Raw genomic sequence first — 21,110 nt, forward strand, 5'->3', positions numbered from 1 at the left:
CATCGTCACAAGCGGACCGGCTTGTCGCTCCGTCGCTATCCTTGCCAAACGCAAAACACCCAGCCCGGCTATTGTGCTAGATTGCGTCATCACGTGCTTCCGTTGCGGAGGGATCGAGAATGCAGCGCAAGCTGGCCACGATCATGGTCGGGGATTTCGTCGGCTCCACCCCTGCTATGGAAACGGACGAGGAAGGGGCAATTGTCCGAATCGATGCCGTCCTCGACACGGTTCGTTCGGTCGTCCGGCGTCATGACGGCCGTGTCTTCGGCACCGCAGGCGACGCCCTGCTCGCCGAGTTCAGCAGCCCTGTCAACGCGCTGAGGTGCGCGATCGCGGCGCGTGCCGAGATCGCCGCCATGCCTGGATCGAGCGGTGGCGAGATGCGTTTCGGCCTCCACGTTGCAGATGTCGTCGTGGTCGGCACGGACCTGCGCGGCGACGGGGTGAACATCGCCGCCCGCATCGAGACGTCGGCTCAACCTGGCGCAATCGAGGTTTCAGGGCTGCTATACGACCAGGTCCGGCGGGTGTCGCCATGCGGGTTCGAAGATACCGGCGAACGGCAGCTGAAGGGCATTATCGAGCCGATCCGGGTCTACCGGGTCACCGAACTGGTGGACCGCCACGTGTTTCAGTTCGCTCCAACGCGTTCCACGCCGAATGCGGCCCAATCTCCTCGTACGAACTCGATCGCAGTGGCGCGCTTCGACATTGCACCCGGCGCTGTCGTGGATCAATCTTTCCTGGCGGAAGGCATTACCGACGACCTCACACTGGAGCTTAGCCGCCTGAAGGGATTGTTTGTCAGTTCCCGCTCCGCGGCAACCGCCCTGACGACCAAAGACCCGGTCGAGATCGGCCGCCTACTCGGCGTTGGCTATGTCATCAGCGGTTCCATCCGGCAAGCGGGTGACGAGATGCGGATCAACATCCAGTTGACGGAAACTGGTGAGGGTCTGGTCATCTGGTCCGATCGCATCACGCGTCCGTTTCGCGAATTGCTCGATGTCATGGACGAGATCATCGCGCGCGTTGCAGCCACCGTCTCTGGACGGGTCGAGCAGTCGGAACTTGCTGCGGCTCGGTTGAAGCGTCCGGAAAACATGACCGCCTACGAGTATTATCTGCGCGGACTTGACCATCACCGCCTGATTGGCGTCTCGGATAGTCACATCCACGAAGCCATGGCCTGGTTCGAGCGCTCCATGACCACGGACCCCGGGTTCGGCCGGCCTTTCGGCATGCACGTCTGCTCATGGAGCAACCTGCCAAGTTTTGACCTCCAGAAGGCGGAACAGCAGGTCGCACACGCGCTCGCCCTCGATCCCACGGACCCTGAAGCCCATCGCATCATGGGCGCGATCAAGATGAAGTCAGGCGATTTCGTTTCGGCGCGTTACCATCATATCCGTGCGCATGAACTCGCCCCGAACGACGCCTATATTCTCGGCCGCAGCGCGGCGTTCTATGTTTATGCCGGAGAGCCTGAGCGCGCCCTCGAAATGCTTGATCGCGCCGAGACGCTCGATCCCTTCCTGCCAGTCTGGATCACCGAGGAGCGAGTGGCGGCCCTCTACGCGCTGGGTCGTTTCGACGACATGCTGCGCGTCGCGCTCACACTGCCCTTCCAGACGAGGAGGACGTCGCTCTACCAGATCGCTGCCTGCATGGCCTGCGGCAACACGGCACGGGCTGAGCTTCTGGTTCGGCAGGCGCTTTCGCTCGATCCCGGTCTCTCGGCAGTCTACATCAGGATGCAGGAAACCTATGCGGACACGTCGATCACGGAGACCATGATCCAGCGCAATTGCGATGCCGGCTTGCCATTGACGCCGCGGAAGCCCGCGGTCCGGAAGAAATCGCTCTTGCTGAGATGACGAGCGCCGAGCAGCGTGCCTTCGCGTTCAGCTCACGACAGGGCGAAGATCCTTACCTCTCTCCCGATGCCGTGAAGCTCCTCCATCCGGGAGACCGAGCTGATGCCGCTATCTCGCAGGATCTCCGAAACGTGGGCGTCCCCGACAATCGCTTCCGTCGTCAGGATCACGTTTGGATCGGCAAGGCCCTGCACGCGCGACGCGATATTGACCGTCTGGCCGAAGTAGTCCTGCCGGTCGTTCAGGTTGACGGCAAGGCATGGTCCCTCATGGATGCCGATCTTCAGGAGGAGATCGTCGCTGCCATGTTCGGCATTCAATTGAAGCATCGCCTCCCGCATCCGCAGGGCGGCCGCAACCGCGCGGTCGGGGCTCGGGAAAGTCGCCATCACAGCATCGCCAATCGTCTTGACGACCGCTCCGGCCTCCGTGGCGACGATCTCGTGAAGAACCCTGAAATGGGCCCGCACCAGGTCGAAAGCGGCGAGATCCCCCACACGCTCGTAGAGGGCGGTCGAGCCTCTGAGGTCCGTGAAAAGGAACGTCAGGCTTGTGATCTTCAGCCGCTGGTCGACGTCAAGCGTGTCGGTCCGGTAGATGTCGCGGAAGCTCTGGTTCGTCAGCAGACGCTTGGCCGTCAGGAATGGTCGCCTGCTGCCCAATAGGTTATGCAGGTCGTCTCCAGCGACGCAGATGTTCGGTACAACTCTGCGATCGGTGTGGTTCTCGAGGGCGATCCGCAGAGGGCCTGGACGGAGCGTTAGCGTATCGCTCAACGCATGCCCGCGACTGATGACCATCGAGAGGTTCTGCCGTTCGCCGGTCGGCTCGCCCTGCACGTCGATGAACTGCGCCGAATGTGTTACCGCATCGAAAATGATGACGAATTGTGCCGGCAGTCGTACGGAGACGAAAGCCTTCTCGCCCGGATCCAGCTCGATGATCTCCAAGAGGATTCGTCCGAAGATCGCTTCGAAGTCCTCTGGCAAATCGACGCCGGAGCTGAAGAAGATTTGACGGTAGTACTCCAGCGGAGGTAGCCGATCGGGATCATGGGCAGCGATCCGGCGCACGCGCGGACTGACCGTGAATGTCACCTCGACCATCTCGTCGAGCGTTGGCTCGTAGCCAGCTGCACAGAGCGCGCAATGGTAGCTCTCCTGGTCGACGGTCTTGAGGGTCGCGCCGGTGTCAAGGACTCCACCACAACCTGGACAAAGGACATTCCAGGTCATCTCGAACACGCCCAGACGGGCCGCATGCAGCAGCGCCGCGATCGTTTTCTCTTCATCGAGATGATGTGCCTTTGCGAAGGCCAGCGCATTGATGCGATTGAGATCCCGATCCGAGCCGCGCATGACTGCGTTCTCGATGCACTCGACCGTCTGCCGGTCGGCCGCCTGTCGCAGGGCGGCAAAAAGCGCGTCCACTTCACTCATCAGACAAGCCTCTCTGCGCCTGGTCCCACGACGGACGGCGCAGGAGCAGAAATCATAACACGGGAACGCCCTGATAGAAATCTTGACACCTGACACTGCCCCCTAGCACTCCGGCGTATGCGCTGCGGATTACTACCTGGACTGGAGCCAAGTCGCCAGATCTTTGCGCCGCGGAAACCCAGGCGCCCGGTGCGAAAATTGCATCGGCCGGCGAAAACTCAGCTCCCAGCGGATCAGTCGTCCGGCAACCACCGACAACCGGTTCCCGCGCACTGCGCGCAGCACAGTCGTTGTAACTTTCTTTTTCACAGGGTCTTGTAACTATGATTTTCATAGTCAATTAGGGTCTTGTTGAAGCCAGTTCAACGACCGCGTTGCAAGCCAAGGAGATGACCAATGGTTGACGCCACCTACCCTCGAGAGCAAACCGCATTCCTTCTTGTCGATCCGTACAACGATTTCCTGTCCGAAGGCGGAAAGGTTCATCCACATATCAAGCCAATCGCCGATGAGGTGGGGCTTCTTGATAACCTCCGCCGTTTGGATGGTGCCGTGCGATCGGTGGGCATCCAGGTGGCCATCGTTCCCCACCGTCGGTGGGAGCCCGGCGACTATGAGGATTGGGATCACCCAAATCCGACGCAGCAATTGATCATGCACCGCCACAGCTTCGCGCGCGGTGAGTGGGGCGGCGAATGGCACCCCGATTTTGCGCCGAAGCCCGGCGACATCGTCGCCAAGGAACACTGGGGTCAAAGCGGGTTTGCCAACACCGATCTCGACATGCGGCTGAAGCAGAAGGGTATCACCCATGTGATCGTGGTCGGATTGCTCGCCAACACCTGCATCGAGTCCACTGCCCGTTTCGCGATGGAACTCGGTTATCACGTGACCCTTGTGACCGACGCAACGGCCGCCTTCTCGCACGCGATGATGCATGCGGCGCATGAGTTGAACGGTCCGACGTTCGCGCACTCAATCCTGACAACAGCGGAACTGATCGAGGCTTTGCCTGAGGCGCAAGGCTAAACCCAAAACGGAACCTGAAAGGTACGGCAATGAAAGAGACACCAAAGGCTGAGAGCGATGCCATGTCGGGGCTCCGGCGCCCGGTCATCTTCGGTGCGGAAGTGCGTCAGGCGCTCGAAGCCGCGAAGCCTGAGGTCGTCATTAATCAGCTCCCCTGACTCCCGGCCCACCGGCTAAGCGTCGATGACGCGCTCAAAAGGCCGGTGCGAAGGTCGTCTATCATGACCTCTCACTAACGGGAGCCGCCAACCACAAGGCGAAGGCATCTCTCGGCTCCTCTCCGCGACCATGGCTCTGGAAGTCTTGAGGGCAACGGCCGAGAAGACGAGGGAGCGACGCCGTTGCCAATGAGGACAAGGAAGGCTTCACATCCCCCCAATCCCGCCGGTCTGGAAGACCTTCGAAATGCTTCACAGTGTCGTCGAGCTGCACCCACGCATGTTTCGATTGCTCGAAGACGGACATGGCAGGCGGCGCGTAGGCAGGGTCGGCAAACGCGCCGACCCCCACACCGATCCAGGACGGCGCACCATCGGCCTTCCAATAGACGGTCGAACCGCAGGTCGGGCAAAAATACATATGAACCTTGCGGCCGCTATCGGCAGTGCGAATGAATTCGGTCGACGTCCCGCATATTTCGACACAATCGATTGCATAGAACGAATTGGCGCTGAACGGTGCGCCCGTTCTTCGCTGACACGCGAGACAGTGACACAGCGCCGTCAATAGTGGTGGTTCGCTAACGGCCGGTCTGAGAGCGCCACAGGCGCATTGGGCATCGGCCATAAAAACTCCTTCCGCTTACGCGGTGAGATCAATCGAGCTGTGAGGGGTGTAACGCAGGCCCGAACCGCAATTCATGCGAAGGGGCGGAGCCCTGATGCAATGTCGGCCTACTAAACATGAATGTAGACCGCGGACCGCCGAAGTCTAGTGGACCGCCTAGTACTACGAGCGGCGAGCGCCGGATCTCATACGACGAGCAACCTTTGGCGATCGTCGCCGGAGAGGCTGGTCCGGAATTTTCGTTGCGTTATGCTTGGTGGGCATCGCTTGGCAATTGCGTTTCGCGGGAACGCGCCCTTTAGTAGAGCTGGTCGTGGCAAACGGTGTATCAGGGCACAAGCGCATGGATCCCACACACTTGTTCGAACTGGTTATCGGTATGTTCGTGGCGATCATCGCGCTGCACTATGCCGCCGACCGGTTTGGGTTGCCGCCGTCCGTGGCCCTGCTTGCCGGCGGCGCGCTGCTCGCTTTCCTGCCGGGCCTGCCGACGATTACCGTCGACCCCGGTTTGGTGCTCGTCATCTTCCTGCCGCCACTCCTCATGGACGGTGCTTGGTCCATCGCTCTTCATCCGCTGCGCCGTCATGTGATCGGCATCGCCTCGCTTGCCATCGGAGCGGTGTTTTTCACCTGCGCCGTCGTGGCCGCTGTCACCCATCTCCTGTTTCCGTCGCTGCCCTGGGCAGCGTGCGCGGCGCTCGGCGCAATCGTTTCGCCACCTGACGCCGTTTCCGCCCGCGCTATCCTGGAGCGGGTACGGTTGCCCCGGCGCCTGCAAATCCTGCTCGAGGGCGAAAGCCTGCTCAACGACGCGAGCGGCCTCGTGCTGTTCCGTTTCGCGGTCGCCGCCGCGGTCACCGGGGGTTTCAGCGTGGTCGACGCGGCAGGAAGCTTCCTGCTTCTGGCAGCAGGCGGCGCCTTCGTCGGCATCATCGTCGGAACGGTCTGGGTTCTGTTCGTGCGGCGGCTCGGCGATGAGTACCTGATAATCGCCGGAACGACCCTGTTGTGTTGGGCCTCATATCTGCTGGGCGAACTGATCCATGTTTCGGGCGTCATTGCCACCGTGACCGCCGGCCTGATCATGGGTTGGTATCAGCACACGGTCCTTTCGGCCTCGACGCGCATGCGCGGCACGTCGTTCTGGACCGTGATCGTCTTCCTGATGGAAGCCGCTGTCTTCATATTGATCGGGCTATCGCTGCGCGGGGTCGTCGAACGCGGCGGCGGCTTTGGTGTCGTCGCTGCAACGATGGGATTGCCCATCCTTGCAATCCTTGTCGCACTCACGCTCGCACGCTTTGCCTGGCTCTTCGGATCCGACCTCGTGATCAAGGTCTGCAACCTTCTGGGTTTTGATCGATACACGCCGCTCGGCAGCCGCGGCGTAACTGTCATAGGCTGGGCAGGCGTCCGCGGCGTCGTGACGCTGGCGCTTGCCCTGAGCGTGCCGGAAGGCTTCCCCGGCAGGGACCTCATCCTGGTTACGTCGTTCGCCGTCATTGTCGGAACCGTGCTTGTGCAGGGAACGACGCTCGGACACGTCATCAGTTGGGCACGGCTGACCGAGCCCCAGGCGGAAAGGGCGCACCTCTCCATGAGCCAGGCCGAAGCTGCCATGGCCCAGGCGCAATTCGCGACAGTCCAAAGCCTGGCCTACGACAAAGAGGGAAACCTCATCCATCCCCAGCTGCTGGAGCGCTATCAGCGCAGGGCCGTGGCGATCGTCGACTATGCCGCACGCACCGACCACTACTCGCCGATCCTCCATGCCCATTTCGATGTCGTTCTCGAGGCGGTAGCGACAGGGCGCCGTGAACTGATCCGGCTCCACCGCGCTGGCGAGATCGACGACGAGACGTTGCATGAGCTGGAACGGGACCTGGATCTCGAGGAGCTCAGCGCGATTTCAGCCAAGTCGTGACCGAAGCCATGGTGATCAGCCGCGCCGGGCGGCTTCGATCTTAGCAACGTCGATCTTTTGCATCGTCATCATCGCGTCAAACGCACGCTTGGCTTGCGCGCCGCCAGCCGCGAGCGCTTCAGTCAGAACGCGCGGGGTGATCTGCCAGGAAACACCCCACTTGTCCTTGCACCAGCCGCATTCGCTTTCCTGACCGCCATTGCCGACGATGGCATTCCAGTAGCGATCGGTTTCCTCCTGATCGTTAGTCGCGATCTGAAAGGAAAAGGCTTCGTTGTGCTTGAAAATGGGGCCGCCGTTCAGGCCGATGCAGGGGATACCGGCAACCGTGAATTCGACCACCAGCACGTCTCCCTGCTTGCCGTCCGGATAATCTCCCGGTGCGCGAATGACGGCACCGACCGCACTGTCCGGAAAGGTCTCGGCGTAAAAGCGCGCGGCGGCCTCGGCCTCCTTGTCGTACCATACGCAGATCGTATTCTTGGGCATGTCGCGGTTCCTTCGCTGTTGGTTGCCGTGTCCTCCTGACATAAGGGGCAAACCGACTTTCTCCAGTTGAGAGAAGCCGTTTCACGCTTCTACAACCAAAAGCGGTCGAAGGTGCTTTGGAGACGGATGGAAACGACGGAATGCCTTAAGAGCCCACCGCGCCCTTGATCAGCGCCTTCGCGTCGTCGCTGTCCCAGGCGGCCGGGCCGTTCATGGCGGAGATCAGGCAGCCCTTGTCGTCAATCAACAGCGTGACCGGCAGACCGAAGGCAAGGCCTTCCTTCTTCAGGCTGTTGAACACCTCGATGGTGTTGTCGCGATAGAGCTTCAGCGCATCGACGCCGATTTCGCTGAGGAAGGCCTTTGGCTTCTCGTCATCGCCGGTGTCGATGTTGACCGGCACGACCTGAAACTTGTCGCTGCCTAGCTCCTTCTCCAATGTGTTCAGAGCCGGCATTTCCTCGCGGCAGGGCACACACCACGTCGCCCACAGATTGAAGAGCACCGTCTTGCCGGCGAAACTGTCGAGCGTCATCGGCTGGCCGTCTGCGCCCTTGAAGGCGACGGTAGTGAGCTTGCGATGCTCGTCAGGGGCAACCATCGCCGCCACCTGGCCCTTGAGCAGCGGTGCGATCCGCGTGGCAATCTCCTTTGTCGCCGCGCATTCGCCCGAGGCCGTTTGCGTCCCGCCATTGCCAGACCCGGCTTCCCTGATGTAAACCGCTGCCGCACCGGCAATAATGCCTGCGACGGCCGCGATCCCGATCAGCTTCAGGGATGGCAGGCGCAGGGGCGTTCTTGTCGTCATTTCATTCTCCGAGACACGCGTTCTTCAAGGCAGGCATCGTCATGGCCGACAGCACGGACACCAAATCCTCCAACCAGATGTGGGGCGGCCGTTTCGCCTCCGGTCCCGATGCGATCATGGAGGAGATAAATGCCTCGATCGGTTTCGACAAGAAGCTGTTTGCCCAGGACATCCGCGGCTCGATCGCCCATGCCACCATGCTTGCCCACCAGGGCATCATTTCCGCTGACGATAAAGACAAAATCGTCGCGGGGCTAAACACGATCCTGTCAGAAATAGAGAGCGGCAACTTCGAATTCTCCCGCAAGCTCGAGGACATTCACATGAATGTCGAGGCCCGTCTCGCGACGCTGATCGGCCCGGCCGCCGGTCGTCTCCACACGGCCCGCTCGCGCAACGACCAGGTGGCGCTCGACTTCCGCCTGTGGGTGAAGGAAGAGCTGCAGAAGACCGAGCAGCTGCTCACCAATCTGATCGCAGCCTTCCTCGACCGCGCCGAAGAGCATGCCGACACCGTCATGCCCGGTTTCACGCACCTGCAGACGGCGCAGCCCGTCACCTTCGGTCATCACTGCATGGCCTATGTCGAAATGTTCGGCCGCGACCGCTCGCGCGTCCGTCACGCCATCGAGCACCTGGACGAAAGCCCGATCGGCTCGGCGGCACTCGCCGGCACCGGCTATCCGATCGATCGCCATATGACGGCCAAGGCGCTCGGCTTCCGAGAGCCGACCCGCAATTCGATCGACACCGTTTCGGACCGCGATTTCGCCATCGAATTCCTGGCCCTCGCCGCCATCTGTGCCATGCACCTGTCGCGTCTGGCCGAGGAGATCGTCATCTGGTCGACGCCTCAGTTCGGTTTCGTCCGCTTGTCGGATGCCTTCTCCACCGGCTCCTCGATCATGCCGCAGAAGAAGAACCCGGATGCCGCCGAGCTGGTGCGCGCCAAGACCGGCCGCATCAACGGCTCACTGATCGCCCTGCTGACGATCATGAAGGGTCTGCCGCTCGCCTATTCCAAGGACATGCAGGAAGACAAGGAACAGGTCTTCGACGCCGCCGAAAGCCTGGAACTGGCAATATCAGCCATGACCGGCATGGTCCGCGACATGACAATCAATACCGCCCGTATGAAGGCCGCGGCCGGCTCCGGCTATTCGACGGCGACCGACCTTGCCGACTGGCTCGTGCGCGAAGCCGGACTGCCGTTCCGCGACGCCCACCATGTGACCGGCCGTGCGGTAGCGTTGGCCGAGAGCAAAAGCTGTGATTTGGCCGAGCTGCCGCTTGCCGATCTGCAGGCCATCAACGCTGCCATCACCGACAGGGTGTACGATGTTCTGACGGTCGAGGCATCGGTTGCCAGCCGCAAGAGCTTCGGCGGAACCGCGCCTTCGGAAGTGCGCAAGCAGATCGCCTATTGGCGCGCCCGCAACTGACCTCAACAATCAGGGTGCACAAGCTGGATAAACTTCGCTATGAAGATGTCCACCAGTGCCGCTTCCCAAGAGGAATTCCATGCAGAAGAGCTTGCCGCAGATCGTCCGCCTGACGGTTGTTTTTGCCGTGATCGGCCTTGCCGTCGCCGGGTGCGGACGAAAAGGCGATCTCGATCCGCCGAGCGCGAATGCAACGAAGACCGGCGACTCGTCGAAGCCGACGCCGCAGCCGGGCACCGCGAACAGGCCATTCATTCTCGATCCGCTTCTCTAAGAGGCCAAGACCGTGAACCATTTCCAGTACATTGACGGCGTCCTCCACGCCGAAAACGTTCCCGTTCCCGAGATCGCCAAGGGCGTCGGCACGCCGTTTTACTGCTATTCCACGGCAACACTCGAGCGCCACTACCGCGTCTTCGCCGAAGCGTTGAGCGGTGTCGACGCGATGGTCTGCTATGCCATGAAGGCGAACTCCAACCAGGCGGTACTGAAGACGCTCGGCAATCTCGGCGCGGGGATCGACGTTGTCTCCGAAGGCGAACTGCGCCGCGCACTGGCCGCCGGCATCCCGGCATCGCGCATCATGTTCTCGGGCGTCGGCAAGACGCCGCGGGAAATGGATTATGCGCTCGAGGCCGGTATCTACTGCTTCAACGTCGAGTCCGAGCCGGAACTCGAGATCCTCAACCAGCGTGCCGTCAAGGCCGGGAAAAAGGCACCGGTCTCCTTCCGGATTAATCCCGATGTCGACGCACGGACGCATGCGAAGATCTCGACCGGCAAGAAGGAAAACAAGTTCGGCATTTCATGGGAGCGCGCCCGCGCCGTCTATGCCCGCGCCGCGACCCTGCCTGGGATCGAAGTGACCGGCATTGACATGCATATCGGCAGCCAGATTACCGACCTGCAGCCGTTCGAGGACGCCTTCAAGCTGCTGCGCGAACTGGTCGGCACGCTGCGCGCAGACGGCCACGCCATACACCACGTCGATGTCGGCGGCGGCCTTGGCATTCCTTACCGCGATGACAACAACCCACCACCGTCACCGGAAGCCTATGCCGCAGTCGTCACGAGCGCGCTGCGCGAACTCAACTGCAAGATCGTCACCGAGCCCGGCCGCCTGATCGTCGGCAATGCCGGCATTCTGGTCACCGAGGTGGTTTATGTGAAGGACGGCGGCGAGAAGACCTTCGTGATCGTCGACGGCGCGATGAACGATCTCATCCGCCCGACGCTCTATGAGGCCTATCACGAGATCCGCCCGGTCGTGATCTCGGCGGCGAACGCGCCCCGCATCAAGGCGGATGTCGTCGGTCCTGTCTGCGAAACCGGCGATTTCTTGGCGCTGGACCGCGAAATGGCCATTCCGAAGCCGGGCGACCTTTTCGCCGTTAGCACCGCGGGCGCATATGGGGCGGTTCAGGCAGGCACGTACAACAGCCGCCTTTTGGTTCCCGAAGTGCTGGTAAAAGGCGGCGATTTCCACGTGATTCGCCCGCGCGGCACCTATGAAGAGCTGATCGGACTCGATTCCGTTCCGGCTTGGCTGGATTGATCACGCGCTCGACGATGACTTCACTTTTTGGCGAAGAGCCCTGAAAAATCGGGATCGATCGGCGCTTGCCCTCGTCTTCGCCACAAAGAATGTTATCCTTGATTGAGAGCGAATTGCGCTAGCAATCGCCGAAGCGCCCTCTGCCCTTGAACGCCAGCTCGCGGAGAACGGATTGAACAAGAGCTCCAGCAGGGAGAAAAACGGTGCATTTGCCCTGAGGCCATCCTTGGCAAGGCTGGTTGCGGCAAAGCGCTTTCTGGCGCGCTTGGTGCTGCTGTCCGAGCAAATCTTGCCGCTCTTCCTGCCGATCCTTTCCGTCGTGGCGCTGTATCTGGCGGCATCGTGGTTCGGCGTCTTCCGCTACGCACCAGAGTGGATCCGCCTGGCGCTGCTCGTCGTTTTCGCGATTGCCGCCGTCGCAACGCTGCTTCCGCTGCGTCGGCTCCATTGGCCCGACACGGCCGCTGCCGACCGGCTGCTCGAACAGCGCAACGGCCTGCAGCACCAGCCGGTGGCCGTCCAGGAAGACGAGCCCGCCACCGACACTCCCTTCGCGCGCGCCCTCTGGCGCGAACACCAGACGCGTATGGCGGAGAAGATCGCGGCGCTCGATACTGGCTTTCCGCGTCCCGACATCGCCTCGCACGACCGGATGGCGTTGCGCGCCGTTCCCGCGCTGCTTGTGGTGATGGCTTTCGGCTATTCGCTGTCGATGAACGGCGGCTCGATTACGGACGCGCTGCAGCCGCGACCGACACCGCAGGCGACCGATCCCGCCGTGCGCATCGATGCCTGGGTTACGCCTCCGTCGTACACCGGCCGCGCCCCGATCTATCTGACGGCGAATGGCACCGAGCAGGCGGCGATCCGCGTTCCTCAACTCTCGAATCTGACGATCCGCGTCAGCGGCGGCAAGACCGCCGAGAAAGTCATCTTCAGGAACGAGAACGGCGAGGCGCAGGAGATCGTGTCTCAAGAGGCGGGCAAGCCGACCGCGCCAATTCCGCAGCCTGAAGGCGCTGCAAATACGCCTCCGTCGGCTGCCACGCATGAGATGAAGCTCGAGGAAAACGGCCAGCTTGAAGTCAACGGCCGGACGTGGAGCTTCGATGTCATCGCCGACAAGGCGCCGGAAATAGCCTTCAATGGGATGCCGAAGCCGACGGTCAATGGTGCGCTCGAAATCGGCTTCACCGTCAAGGACGACTACGGCGTGCAGGAAGCGCGTGCCGAGATCGTTCCCGTTGATGCCGACCCCGCCGCAACACCTCTGTATCCACTGCCCGATTTCCGGTTGGACATCCCTCGCCGCAACTCGCGAGATGCGAAAGGCGTAACCAGCAAGAACCTCACCGAGCACCCGCTGTCCGGCAAGCGCGTCCGCATTACGCTCGTTGCCAAGGACGCTGCAGGCCAGACCGGCCGTAGTCCTCCGCATGAGATGACGCTGCCGGCCCGCCCGTTCAACGAGCCGCTTGCCGCTGCCGTGGCCGAGGAACGGCAGGTGTTCACGCTAGATACACGGAAGATGCCGGAAGCGGTTGCGCTGAACGAAGCACTGACGCTGCGGCCGGAAGAGACGATCCCGAACCTGACCAACTACCTGCTGCTGCAATCGGCGCTGACACGCATGAAGCTCACCAAGGGCGAAGAGGCGATGAAGGACACCGCCGATTATCTTTGGGACATTGCGATCGGCATGGAGGATGGCGACCTTTCGCAGGCCGAGCGCAACCTCCGCAATGCGCAGCAGAACCTGGCCGACGCGTTGCAGCGCAATGCACCGGATGCCGAGATCAAGAAGCTCATGGACGAGCTGCGCAAGGCAATGCAGGACTACATGAAGGAGCTCGCCCAGCGCATGCAGAATGCGCCGATGCAGCCGAACCAGAACGCGCAGAACATCATTCGCCAGCAGGACCTGGAGCGGATGATGGATCAGATCGAGAATCTGGCTCGCTCGGGCAATCGCGATGCGGCCCAGCAGATGCTCTCCGAACTGCAGCGGATGATGAATAATCTGCAGGCCGGCAGGCCGCAGCAAGGACAGCAGGGCCAGGACAACAGCCAGATGCGCCAGCAGATGGACAAACTCGGCCAGATCCTGCGTGACCAGCAGAAGCTGATGGAGGAAACCTTCAAGCTGGATCAGCAGCTGAAGGACCGCATGCAGCGTGGCGACCCCAACATGGGCATGAACGATCCGCTCCTCGACGACATGCCGATGGACAACGACGGCATGCAACAGGATCAACGGCAGGGCCAGCAAGATCAGGGTCAGAATCCGAACCAGAACCAGCAAGGTCAGAACCAGCCGGGGCAGCAGCCTTCGGATCAGATGACCGCGGAGCAGCTGCGCGAAGCCCTGAAGCAACTGCGTTCGCGCCAGGACGAACTCGGCAAGCAGCTCGGAGAGCTTCAGAAGGGGCTCGGCGACATGGGTATCAAGCCCGGCCCGGGCTTCGGCCAGGCGCAGCGCGAAATGGAAGGCGCCGGGCGTGAGCTCGGCCAAGGCCATGGCGAGCCCGCCATACAGGGCCAGGGACGCGCATTGGAAGCGCTGCGCCAAGGCGCGCGCGACATGATGAACCAGATGATGCAGGCAATGCAGGGTCAGCAGGGCCAGGGCCCACAGGGGCAGGTGGGACAAGGCAACCAGAACGGCCGCGATCCCCTTGGCCGTCCACGCCGCGCTGAAGGACCGGATTTCGGCGATCAGGTGAAGGTGCCTGACGAGATTGACGTCCAGCGGGCCCGAGAAATCCTCGACGCCATTCGCGAAAAGCTCGGCAACAACCCGACGCAGGCGATCGAGCGGCAATATCTGGAACGACTGCTAGACATCCAGTAGCGCGTTTGTGCCATTTCGGGTCACAATAGCGTGAGATTCAATGCCTCCACGCGAGAGATACCTATGTCTACTGTGACGCGAGATCGCGCGTCGTTTGGGCACGAGTTGAGGGTATTTCCATGAAAACGGAATTGAAGCTGATTGCAGCTGTCGCTCTTGGATTCGGCATGGCCGCAAGCACGGCAAGCGCATGGGATATCGGTGGTTTCGCAACGACCAACAGTGGCGGCAAGACGCTCGCTGCAGACGGTTACGAATCAAACTGGGATAGATCGGACCGCTATCGCCCGGCTCCCTACAGCATGGAGACGACGGGAAGCATCTCGTCCAATGGCTCGAAGGTACGGCGACCGGTGAATTGCCCGCCGCGGCCGGTTCCCGGTACGCTGCAGACGCAGGGTGGGAACAGCGGAACGACGATAAATTCGGCTTGCCCCGATTATTGAGAAGCTGCGGCTTTCTTACCGGTTGTGCCATCGTCTTAGTGAAGCGATGACAGAGTTGTGCCGATGCCATTGTCGACGCCAAGCTCCAAAATTGAACGCCAAGGCTAGCCTTGCCTGCCGAAAGCTTCGTATGTCACCCTGCAGGTGAATAACGATAGCGATTCGATGGCAATTCTCTTCAAGACGGTAATCAGCGAAAGCGCGGCATTTGAGTTGATCGAGAATGCGCTTGCCCGAACCGGCGAATATGATGGCTACCTCAACGTCGTGGCTGACGAAGGCGAGAAGACCCTCCCCTGGTCACCCGGCATGCATGCCGAGCAGTTCCAGGCGGAAATCACGGAGATTCTCCGTTCGACCTGGGACATCTGCCGCTTCTGGGTGATCTACGAACGCCGGGACGATCGACAGGATGCCGAGGCCAACGCCATTCGCAATGCGGCGTTCAGGCTGACGCGCGGCTATGCCGGCGTCATTGTCGTCACGCTCAGCCTGCTTCACAAGCGCGACAGCCTTGCCGATATCGAACTGATCTTTGTGTGTTTCCAGCAGGACTTCCAGCGACGCAATTTTCGCGTCCGCTATGAAGGCAAATTCATCCCCAACGAGGGCTGAATTGTCGAGAGAGTGCCGTTAGCCGCCTCAGGCGGCCAACGCGCGCGCCACGGCCTTGCGAATGTCAGGCAAGGCAAAGGGCTTCGAGACGACATCGACAATCTTTTCCGCCAGGTCGTCAGCGCGTTCGCGCTGTTCCGCATAGCCGGTCATCAGCAGGATTTTCAGCGCCGGGAAAGCGGATTTCGCCTGATGCGCCAGTTCGATGCCGTCCATCACGGGCATGCGGATATCCGAGAGCAGCAGGTCGTAGACGCCGTCTCTGAGTTTTTCCAGTCCTTCCGCACCGTCGGCAGCTTCCTCGGTCTCATGACCGTCAAGACGCAAAGCGCGGGCTACGAAAGAGCGCAGGGAATCCTCGTCTTCCGTAATCAGAATTTTTGCCATGGTGTGCATCACTCCGTTTCATGCCCCGCAACGGAAATCACACGACTTTCCTTTGCGATCGGTAAACGGCACGAAGGGATGGACGGGATGGTTAACAACCCGTCTTATCCTGACATAGTCAGGCGTCGCCGGTGACGACGCCGACAAAAGGAAGTTCGCGGAACGCATAAGCGACATCCATGCCGTAGCCGACGACGAAATAGTCGGGGCATTCGAAACCGACATAGTCGGCCTCCAGCTTTTCCTTGCGCTTGACGCTCTTGTCGAGGAGCACGGCGATATTGACGTTGCGGGCGCCGCGCTCGTAAAGCAATTCCTTGGCAAACAGCAACGTGCGGCCAGACTCCAGAATGTCGTCGATCAGAAGAACGTCGCGATCCTTCACGTCGCTGTCGATGTCCTTGACGATCCGAACCCCTTGCGAGACCGTGCCGGTGCCATAGCTCGACAGCGTGATGAACTCGACCTCGGGCGCCAACCCGCTGTCATGCAGCGCGCGAATAAGGTCGGCAGCAAAGATGAACGAGCCCTTCAAAACCGCGATGACCAGCAGATCCTTCGTCGGTCCCGATGCAATCTGCTTCGCCATCACATGATTGCGTTCGGCGATCTGCTCGGCGGTGAAGAGTGGTTCGATGTTTTTTCCGCGCACGACGGGCATAAGAAGGCTTGCTCCATGACTAGAAGCACAAGCCGTTACCACAAACGGCGGGACGAAACACCCCTTAGGGCATGAAGGAAAGCCGGACTTCCGGCATTTTTCCACCCGCGTACTGCACTCTGGTCGAAAATCCGCGGCTCTGCCCGCCATAAATGACATCTGCAGGCGGGTTGATGACGATGCTTGCGGTCAGCTGCTCATTGGCAAGAAAATCAGCGCGGATGGGGCGCACGACCTGTGTCGTGCCGCTCTGATTGTCGATGATGCCATTGATCAGCAACACCCGCATGCCGTTCGCATCGCGGGGCGTCATCGTTACATGCGCGAAATGCAGCGGCGAGTCCGTCGATGCCGCCTCGCTTTGCGAAAAGCCAGCAAATCCCCCAACGAGGCCGAACACGAGCACTGAGAGAGCGAGCACCAGCGCGACGAAGGTTCTGACCGATGCCTGCTGCAACCAAGCCTCGCCTGCCCGAGCGAGCGCGGATGGAAGCGACCGCGGTTCTACGCTCGACATGCTCGACGGCTGTGACGGGCGCCGTCGATTGTCATTGAAGCTGCGTCTATCAAAGCCTTGTGTGCGGTTGTTCGAAATCACCACGAATTCGGCATCGGCGACGTCCGTTGGTCGAGCTCGGCGCGCCTCGCGCTTGATCGGTTCGGGCGGCAGAAAATCATAGGTACGGCCGGGCGCCTGGCGTCTGAACGAGGAGGAAGTCATGATGACGGCCTTTCCGGTGTCCACATGGTTTCGGGGCCGGACAGAAATCCGGCATTGAAACGAATCCTGCTCAGTCGTAAATTTTAATGGTTAATGCTTCGCAAAGATCGCCATCAAAGCGGCGTCTTTCCGGTAAATTTACTGGTTGTTAATGGTGTTGGTTAACAAGTCGTGCGGTGAACAAACAAAAGACTGATCTCCCGTTGATCCACTTCGAAAATGTCGGTTTGCGCTATGGCATGGGCCCGGAAATTCTCCGGGACCTGACGTTCGACATTCCGAAGAAATCGTTCCAGTTCCTGACCGGCCCTTCGGGCGCCGGCAAGACCACGCTGCTGAGATTGCTGTTCCTTTCGTTGCAGCCGACCCGCGGGCTGATCCGCATGTTCGGACGCGACATTTCCGACATTCCGCGGCCCGAACTGCCGCTGCTGCGTCGCCGTGTCGGCATCATCTTCCAGGAATTCCGTCTGCTGGATCATTTGACCACCTACGAAAACGTAGCCTTGCCACTGCGCGTTCGCGGCAAGGACGAGAGCTCCTACAAGACGGACGTACTCGAGCTTTTGAAGTGGGTCGGCCTCGGCGAGCGCATCAATGTCCTGCCACCGGTGCTGTCGGGCGGCGAAAAACAGCGCGCCGCGATCGCGCGCGCCCTGATCGACCGTCCCGAAATTCTTCTCGCCGACGAGCCGACCGCGAACGTCGATCCGCCGATGGCCCGCCGACTGCTCAATCTGTTCCTTGAGCTCAACCGTCTCGGTACGGCGGTTGTCATCGCGACCCATGATCTGGCCCTGATGGACCAGGTGGAAGCCCGCCGTATGATTCTCTCGGAAGGGCACCTCGATATCCATGACTAAAGCTGCGCCCAAACCGCCCGCAGAGGCCGCCCAGAAAAGCCAGAAGCGGCCGGAGATGAAGGTGCGCCCGACGGCCCCGATCCTGCCCTCCGCCAACATTCAGGGCAATGCGCTAATGGTGGTCATCGCCATCATGGCCTTCCTTGCCTGCCTGACACTCGGCGGCGTCAGCATGGTGCGCTCCACGGCTGCGAGCTGGGAAAGCCAGATTTCCCGCGAGGTCACGATCCAGATCAAGCCCGACGAGGGGTTGGACATGGAGAAGACGCTGGCGCAGGCGCGCGACCTCGCGCTCACCTTCGTCGGCACCAAGGACGGCCAGATCGTTGACGAAGCGGCAACTGCTCGTCTCCTCGAACCCTGGCTCGGCACCGGGCTCGACATCAAGGAGCTGCCGGTTCCGCGGCTTATCATCATCACCATCGACGAGAACAACCCACCGGATTTCGAGGCGATGCGGACGCTGCTGAAGGAGAGCATTCCTCAGGCCTCGCTCGACGACCACCGCACTTGGGTAGACCGGCTGGTTTCGATGGCCCACACGACCGTTATGATCGGCACCGGCATCCTGCTGCTGGTTTTCTCGGCGATGGTGCTGACCGTGGTCTTCGCGACCCGTGGCGCCCTGTCCGGCAATCGTCACATCGTTGAAGTTCTGCACTTCGTCGGTGCGGAAAGCTCGTTTGTCGCCACCGAGTTCCAGAAGCACTTTCTGAAAATCAGCCTCAAGGGATCGGCGGTCGGCAGTGCCCTCGCCGCGCTCTTCTTCATGACCGCCGGCTTCCTGCAGAGCCGCACGCTGGCGACCCCGCAGACCGACCAGGCAACCGCTCTCTTCGGTACGTTTTCGGTCGGCGCCCTCGGCTATGCCGGCATCTTCGCAACCATGATCGTCATCGCGCTACTGACGACTTTTACAGCTCGCCTCACCGTCATGCGAACGATTTACGAGATTGACACGTTGCGTTCCGATCCGACACGGGCGGACGGGCTCGTGAATTGAGCTTTACATGCCTTTTTTGCCATGAAAGCGTCTGTTCGCCGCCGCAATCTGCATATATTTTCCGATTCATGAGCATGGGCCACATGTCGCGCACCCCGATTCGCCCGGAAACGGAGCTTGCTCGCTCCGAAGGGAGGCCTGTGCGCGGTCCTGTGCGGCGCATGCTGCGCTGGGGTGGCATGGCGTCCGTTCTGGCCATGGCCCTCGTCTTTGGTGGGTTTCTGCGGTTTGCCGATTCGGTCACGACGCTGAAGCCGCCGCTTGATCCCCGGGCGGATGCGATCGTCGTTCTGACCGGCGGCTACCAGCGTATCGACCAGGCCGTCGAATTGCTGCAGAAAGGCGCCGGCAAGCGCCTGCTGATTTCGGGGGTTCACCCGGCAACCACGCCAAAGCAGATCCGCAGAATGACCCAGGCCTCGCCTGAGCTTTTCTCCTGCTGCGTCGACGTCGGCTACGATGCGCTCGATACGATCGGCAACGCGCAGGAAGCATCGAACTGGATCCACCAGCGCGGCTACAAGAGCGTCCTTGTCGTTACCAATAACTACCATATGCCGCGCAGCCTGGCGGAACTCGCTTACGTCGACTCCGAAACCCAGTTCATTCCCTATCCTGTCGTGAACACCGACCTGAAGACGAGCGACTGGTTCACCGACCCCAACGCCGTCCGCGTGATGCTCGCCGAGTATGCGAAAGTGCTCTTCGCCGGCGCGCGAAACCTGACCGGGCTCGGCCGTCACCCGGGGCTACGCTCGGCCGGCGTCTCCGGCTAAGACCGACGGAAACCTTTTTCTGCGAGCCAATATCGTGTAGGAGGGCGCAACCGCCTCTTGCGGGCATTGGCCTCGGGAAAATTTATGATCGCCCTGCGTTCCGTTCTCTTCAACACGATCTTCTACGCCAACCTCATCCTCCGGATGATCGTACTGTCCCCCTATTACTTCCTCGCACCACGCAAGGAAGCCTATAGTGTGCCGAAGAACTGGGCGCTGTCGTGCCACTGGCTGATGGAAAAGATCGTGGGCACGACCTTCGAGATCGAGGGCATGGAGAACCTGCCTGACGGCGGCTATATCCTGGCGCCGAAGCACCAGTCGTTCTGGGACACCTATGCCCTGCTGCCGTGGCTGAAGGATCCGGTCTACATCCTCAAACGCGAGCTGATGTGGATTCCGCTCTTCGGCTGGTATGCCAAGAAGCAGCGGATGATCCCGATCAACCGCGGCGCGCGCGGCAAGGTGATGGTCGAGGCATTGCGGCGGACCAAAGAAGAACTGGCGACCGGCCGCCAGCTGATCATCTATCCCGAGGGAACCCGTCGTCCGCCGGGCGCAGAGCCGCTCTACAAATACGGCATCGCCCGCATGTACCGCGACCTGCAGCTGCCGGTCGTGCCGGTCGCCATGCATCCCGGCTTGTTCTGGCCGCGACGCAGCACAATGCGCTATCCCGGCCACTTCAAGGTAAGAATCCTGCCGCCGATCCATCCTGGGATGGATCCCGATGCCTTCTTTGCCCATCTGATCGAGGTGACCGAGAGGGCAAGCGACGAGCTGCTGATCGACACCATCAAGCGGAACCCGGATCTGCCGCTCCCGCCGACCGCCGCTAACCGTCTCGCGGAATTGCAAAAGAGTGAGACAGCGACGGCCTGAGGTCAGGCGGCTTGTTTCAGCCGCTCCACTTCGCCGACCACCTGCTCCAGCCAGTGATCGCGAATGCCCATTTCCCGCAAGTGCGCCAGTGTATTGAAGACATAGGCGTCGTTCGGCCCCGACTTGCCTTGAGCACGGTGGACTACGGATGCGGCCGCAATCGCATCGAGACTGCCGGCATATTGCGTGTGTTTGCGATCTACGACATAGGCGACCGCCTTGCTTGTCCGGCCGTCCGCCAGCTGGAGCGGCAGGCAGCGCTCGAGATAGACGTTGGTGACCAGCTCGCGCTCCCGGAGATAGTCGATCGTTTCATCCCATAGCGACGGGGCGATCCGGAAGCCCATGCCGCGACATGATCCGCCGCGATCGAGGCCCAGCACGAGGCCTGGATTCTGCTCGGTGCCACGATGCACCCAGGAACGGACGCAGAGCGAACGCCTGTAGCCATAGACAAGAGCCTGAGAACGCTCCAAAAACTCGAAACCCGGATTCCACATCAGGGATCCGTAGCCAAATACCCAAAATTCGTCCATATCGCACGCCAGAC

At 61.1% G+C, this 21,110-nt stretch carries 21 protein-coding genes and 1 pseudogene; 14 read left to right on the forward strand and 8 right to left on the reverse strand.

From position 1 onward, the window contains the following. Positions 1-119 precede the first annotated feature (119 nt). Positions 120-1,880 (forward strand): adenylate/guanylate cyclase domain-containing protein, encoded by a 1,761-nt coding sequence (locus FHT97_RS16270; RefSeq protein WP_183863637.1) that lies wholly within the window; start codon positions 120-122, stop codon positions 1,878-1,880. Positions 1,881-1,912: 32 nt separating this feature from the next. Here the strand turns inward: FHT97_RS16270 and FHT97_RS16275 are convergent, their stop codons facing one another. Beyond that, positions 1,913-3,319 (reverse strand): adenylate/guanylate cyclase domain-containing protein, encoded by a 1,407-nt coding sequence (locus FHT97_RS16275; RefSeq protein ID WP_183863639.1) that lies wholly within the window; start codon positions 3,317-3,319, stop codon positions 1,913-1,915. Positions 3,320-3,715: 396 nt separating this feature from the next. Here FHT97_RS16275 and FHT97_RS16280 point away from each other — a divergent pair, with 396 nt between their 5' ends. Both FHT97_RS16280 and FHT97_RS31420 read left to right on the forward strand, forming a co-directional pair. Next, positions 3,716-4,348 carry an isochorismatase family cysteine hydrolase gene (locus tag FHT97_RS16280; protein ID WP_183863640.1) on the forward strand — a complete coding sequence of 211 codons (633 nt, stop codon included), beginning with the start codon at positions 3,716-3,718 and terminating at the stop codon, positions 4,346-4,348. A gap of 29 nt (positions 4,349-4,377) precedes the next feature. Beyond that, positions 4,378-4,506: a hypothetical protein gene (locus FHT97_RS31420; RefSeq protein ID WP_259126849.1), complete on the forward strand. Its 129-nt coding sequence runs from the start codon at positions 4,378-4,380 to the stop codon at positions 4,504-4,506. Between the two features lie 232 nt (positions 4,507-4,738). On the opposite strand, the pseudogene FHT97_RS16285 reads toward FHT97_RS31420, so the two are convergent. Next, positions 4,739-5,134: pseudogene (locus tag FHT97_RS16285) on the reverse strand (GFA family protein); the annotation flags it as partial. Positions 5,135-5,477: 343 nt separating this feature from the next. On the opposite strand from FHT97_RS16285, the gene FHT97_RS16290 reads away from it, so the two are divergent. Beyond that, the gene (locus tag FHT97_RS16290) at positions 5,478-7,061 is read left to right on the forward strand and encodes a Na+/H+ antiporter (RefSeq protein ID WP_183863641.1); all 1,584 of its coding nucleotides are present in this window, start codon (positions 5,478-5,480) and stop codon (positions 7,059-7,061) included. Positions 7,062-7,076: 15 nt separating this feature from the next. Here the strand turns inward: FHT97_RS16290 and FHT97_RS16295 are convergent, their stop codons facing one another. Both FHT97_RS16295 and FHT97_RS16300 read right to left on the reverse strand, forming a co-directional pair. After that, positions 7,077-7,550: a VOC family protein gene (locus tag FHT97_RS16295; RefSeq protein WP_183863642.1), complete on the reverse strand. Its 474-nt coding sequence runs from the start codon at positions 7,548-7,550 to the stop codon at positions 7,077-7,079. Positions 7,551-7,695: 145 nt separating this feature from the next. Then, a complete protein-coding gene (locus FHT97_RS16300) occupies positions 7,696-8,358 on the reverse strand; it encodes a TlpA disulfide reductase family protein (protein WP_183863643.1) in 663 nt (220 codons plus the stop codon). Between the two features lie 41 nt (positions 8,359-8,399). Between FHT97_RS16300 and argH the strand changes: the two genes are divergently transcribed. The 6 genes from argH (at position 8,400) to FHT97_RS16330 (ending at position 15,267) form a co-directional block, all read left to right on the forward strand. After that, positions 8,400-9,800, forward strand: coding sequence for an argininosuccinate lyase (gene argH, locus FHT97_RS16305; protein ID WP_183863644.1), 1,401 nt, complete (start codon positions 8,400-8,402; stop codon positions 9,798-9,800). A gap of 79 nt (positions 9,801-9,879) precedes the next feature. Continuing rightward, positions 9,880-10,074, forward strand: a complete 195-nt coding sequence (locus FHT97_RS16310; protein WP_016556431.1) for a lipoprotein — start codon at positions 9,880-9,882, stop codon at positions 10,072-10,074. Between the two features lie 12 nt (positions 10,075-10,086). Next, positions 10,087-11,355 carry a diaminopimelate decarboxylase gene (gene lysA / locus FHT97_RS16315; protein WP_183863645.1) on the forward strand — a complete coding sequence of 423 codons (1,269 nt, stop codon included), beginning with the start codon at positions 10,087-10,089 and terminating at the stop codon, positions 11,353-11,355. A 172-nt stretch (positions 11,356-11,527) separates the two neighbouring features. Further along, positions 11,528-14,206, forward strand: coding sequence for a TIGR02302 family protein (locus FHT97_RS16320; RefSeq protein WP_246712657.1), 2,679 nt, complete (start codon positions 11,528-11,530; stop codon positions 14,204-14,206). 119 nt (positions 14,207-14,325) lie between these two features. Next, on the forward strand, positions 14,326-14,652 hold the full coding sequence (locus tag FHT97_RS16325; protein ID WP_183863646.1) for a hypothetical protein: 327 nt from the start codon (positions 14,326-14,328) through the stop codon (positions 14,650-14,652). A gap of 165 nt (positions 14,653-14,817) precedes the next feature. Beyond that, entirely contained in the window at positions 14,818-15,267 is a 450-nt protein-coding gene (locus tag FHT97_RS16330; protein WP_016556435.1) for a hypothetical protein, read from the forward strand. A gap of 27 nt (positions 15,268-15,294) precedes the next feature. Here FHT97_RS16330 and FHT97_RS16335 read toward each other — a convergent pair whose 3' ends face one another. The 3 genes from FHT97_RS16335 to FHT97_RS16345 form a co-directional block, all read right to left on the reverse strand. Next, a complete protein-coding gene (locus FHT97_RS16335) occupies positions 15,295-15,654 on the reverse strand; it encodes a response regulator (RefSeq protein WP_007789408.1) in 360 nt (119 codons plus the stop codon). Between the two features lie 118 nt (positions 15,655-15,772). Then, positions 15,773-16,315 carry a hypoxanthine phosphoribosyltransferase gene (hpt, locus tag FHT97_RS16340; RefSeq protein ID WP_183863647.1) on the reverse strand — a complete coding sequence of 181 codons (543 nt, stop codon included), beginning with the start codon at positions 16,313-16,315 and terminating at the stop codon, positions 15,773-15,775. Between the two features lie 64 nt (positions 16,316-16,379). Beyond that, positions 16,380-17,036, reverse strand: a complete 657-nt coding sequence (locus FHT97_RS16345; protein ID WP_183863648.1) for a hypothetical protein — start codon at positions 17,034-17,036, stop codon at positions 16,380-16,382. A 203-nt stretch (positions 17,037-17,239) separates the two neighbouring features. Between FHT97_RS16345 and ftsE the strand changes: the two genes are divergently transcribed. The 4 genes from ftsE (at position 17,240) to FHT97_RS16365 (ending at position 20,560) form a co-directional block, all read left to right on the forward strand. Then, a complete protein-coding gene (ftsE, locus tag FHT97_RS16350) occupies positions 17,240-17,899 on the forward strand; it encodes a cell division ATP-binding protein FtsE (RefSeq protein ID WP_007528031.1) in 660 nt (219 codons plus the stop codon). After that, complete coding sequence (locus FHT97_RS16355; protein ID WP_019280493.1) at positions 17,892-18,902, forward strand: ABC transporter permease; 1,011 nt, start codon at positions 17,892-17,894, stop codon at positions 18,900-18,902. Before ftsE ends, FHT97_RS16355 begins: the two co-directional genes overlap by 8 nt. 74 nt (positions 18,903-18,976) lie before the next feature. Next, a complete protein-coding gene (locus FHT97_RS16360) occupies positions 18,977-19,678 on the forward strand; it encodes a YdcF family protein (RefSeq protein ID WP_183755254.1) in 702 nt (233 codons plus the stop codon). Between the two features lie 84 nt (positions 19,679-19,762). Then, entirely contained in the window at positions 19,763-20,560 is a 798-nt protein-coding gene (locus tag FHT97_RS16365) for a 1-acyl-sn-glycerol-3-phosphate acyltransferase (RefSeq protein WP_183755253.1), read from the forward strand. A 2-nt stretch (positions 20,561-20,562) separates the two neighbouring features. Here the strand turns inward: FHT97_RS16365 and FHT97_RS16370 are convergent, their stop codons facing one another. Continuing rightward, a complete protein-coding gene (locus tag FHT97_RS16370) occupies positions 20,563-21,096 on the reverse strand; it encodes a gamma-glutamylcyclotransferase (RefSeq protein WP_183863649.1) in 534 nt (177 codons plus the stop codon). Positions 21,097-21,110 lie beyond the last annotated feature (14 nt).

Source organism: Rhizobium sp. BK399, from assembly GCF_014194695.1.
GTDB lineage: Bacteria > Pseudomonadota > Alphaproteobacteria > Rhizobiales > Rhizobiaceae > Rhizobium.

Coding starts and splice junctions, on each gene's coding strand:
- FHT97_RS16365 (WP_183755253.1), top strand. CDS start 19,763: ATGATCGCCCTGCGTTCCGTTCTCTTCAACACGATCTTCTACGCCAAC.
- argH (WP_183863644.1), top strand. CDS start 8,400: ATGGCCGACAGCACGGACACCAAATCCTCCAACCAGATGTGGGGCGGC.
- FHT97_RS16275 (WP_183863639.1), bottom strand. CDS start 3,319: ATGAGTGAAGTGGACGCGCTTTTTGCCGCCCTGCGACAGGCGGCCGAC.
- FHT97_RS31420 (WP_259126849.1), top strand. CDS start 4,378: ATGAAAGAGACACCAAAGGCTGAGAGCGATGCCATGTCGGGGCTCCGG.
- FHT97_RS16370 (WP_183863649.1), bottom strand. CDS start 21,096: ATGGACGAATTTTGGGTATTTGGCTACGGATCCCTGATGTGGAATCCG.
- FHT97_RS16295 (WP_183863642.1), bottom strand. CDS start 7,550: ATGCCCAAGAATACGATCTGCGTATGGTACGACAAGGAGGCCGAGGCC.
- FHT97_RS16330 (WP_016556435.1), top strand. CDS start 14,818: ATGGCAATTCTCTTCAAGACGGTAATCAGCGAAAGCGCGGCATTTGAG.
- FHT97_RS16335 (WP_007789408.1), bottom strand. CDS start 15,654: ATGGCAAAAATTCTGATTACGGAAGACGAGGATTCCCTGCGCTCTTTC.
- FHT97_RS16355 (WP_019280493.1), top strand. CDS start 17,892: ATGACTAAAGCTGCGCCCAAACCGCCCGCAGAGGCCGCCCAGAAAAGC.
- FHT97_RS16300 (WP_183863643.1), bottom strand. CDS start 8,358: ATGACGACAAGAACGCCCCTGCGCCTGCCATCCCTGAAGCTGATCGGG.
- FHT97_RS16290 (WP_183863641.1), top strand. CDS start 5,478: ATGGATCCCACACACTTGTTCGAACTGGTTATCGGTATGTTCGTGGCG.
- FHT97_RS16310 (WP_016556431.1), top strand. CDS start 9,880: ATGCAGAAGAGCTTGCCGCAGATCGTCCGCCTGACGGTTGTTTTTGCC.
- FHT97_RS16280 (WP_183863640.1), top strand. CDS start 3,716: ATGGTTGACGCCACCTACCCTCGAGAGCAAACCGCATTCCTTCTTGTC.
- FHT97_RS16325 (WP_183863646.1), top strand. CDS start 14,326: ATGAAAACGGAATTGAAGCTGATTGCAGCTGTCGCTCTTGGATTCGGC.
- FHT97_RS16345 (WP_183863648.1), bottom strand. CDS start 17,036: ATGACTTCCTCCTCGTTCAGACGCCAGGCGCCCGGCCGTACCTATGAT.
- hpt (WP_183863647.1), bottom strand. CDS start 16,315: ATGCCCGTCGTGCGCGGAAAAAACATCGAACCACTCTTCACCGCCGAG.
- FHT97_RS16270 (WP_183863637.1), top strand. CDS start 120: ATGCAGCGCAAGCTGGCCACGATCATGGTCGGGGATTTCGTCGGCTCC.
- FHT97_RS16360 (WP_183755254.1), top strand. CDS start 18,977: ATGGGCCACATGTCGCGCACCCCGATTCGCCCGGAAACGGAGCTTGCT.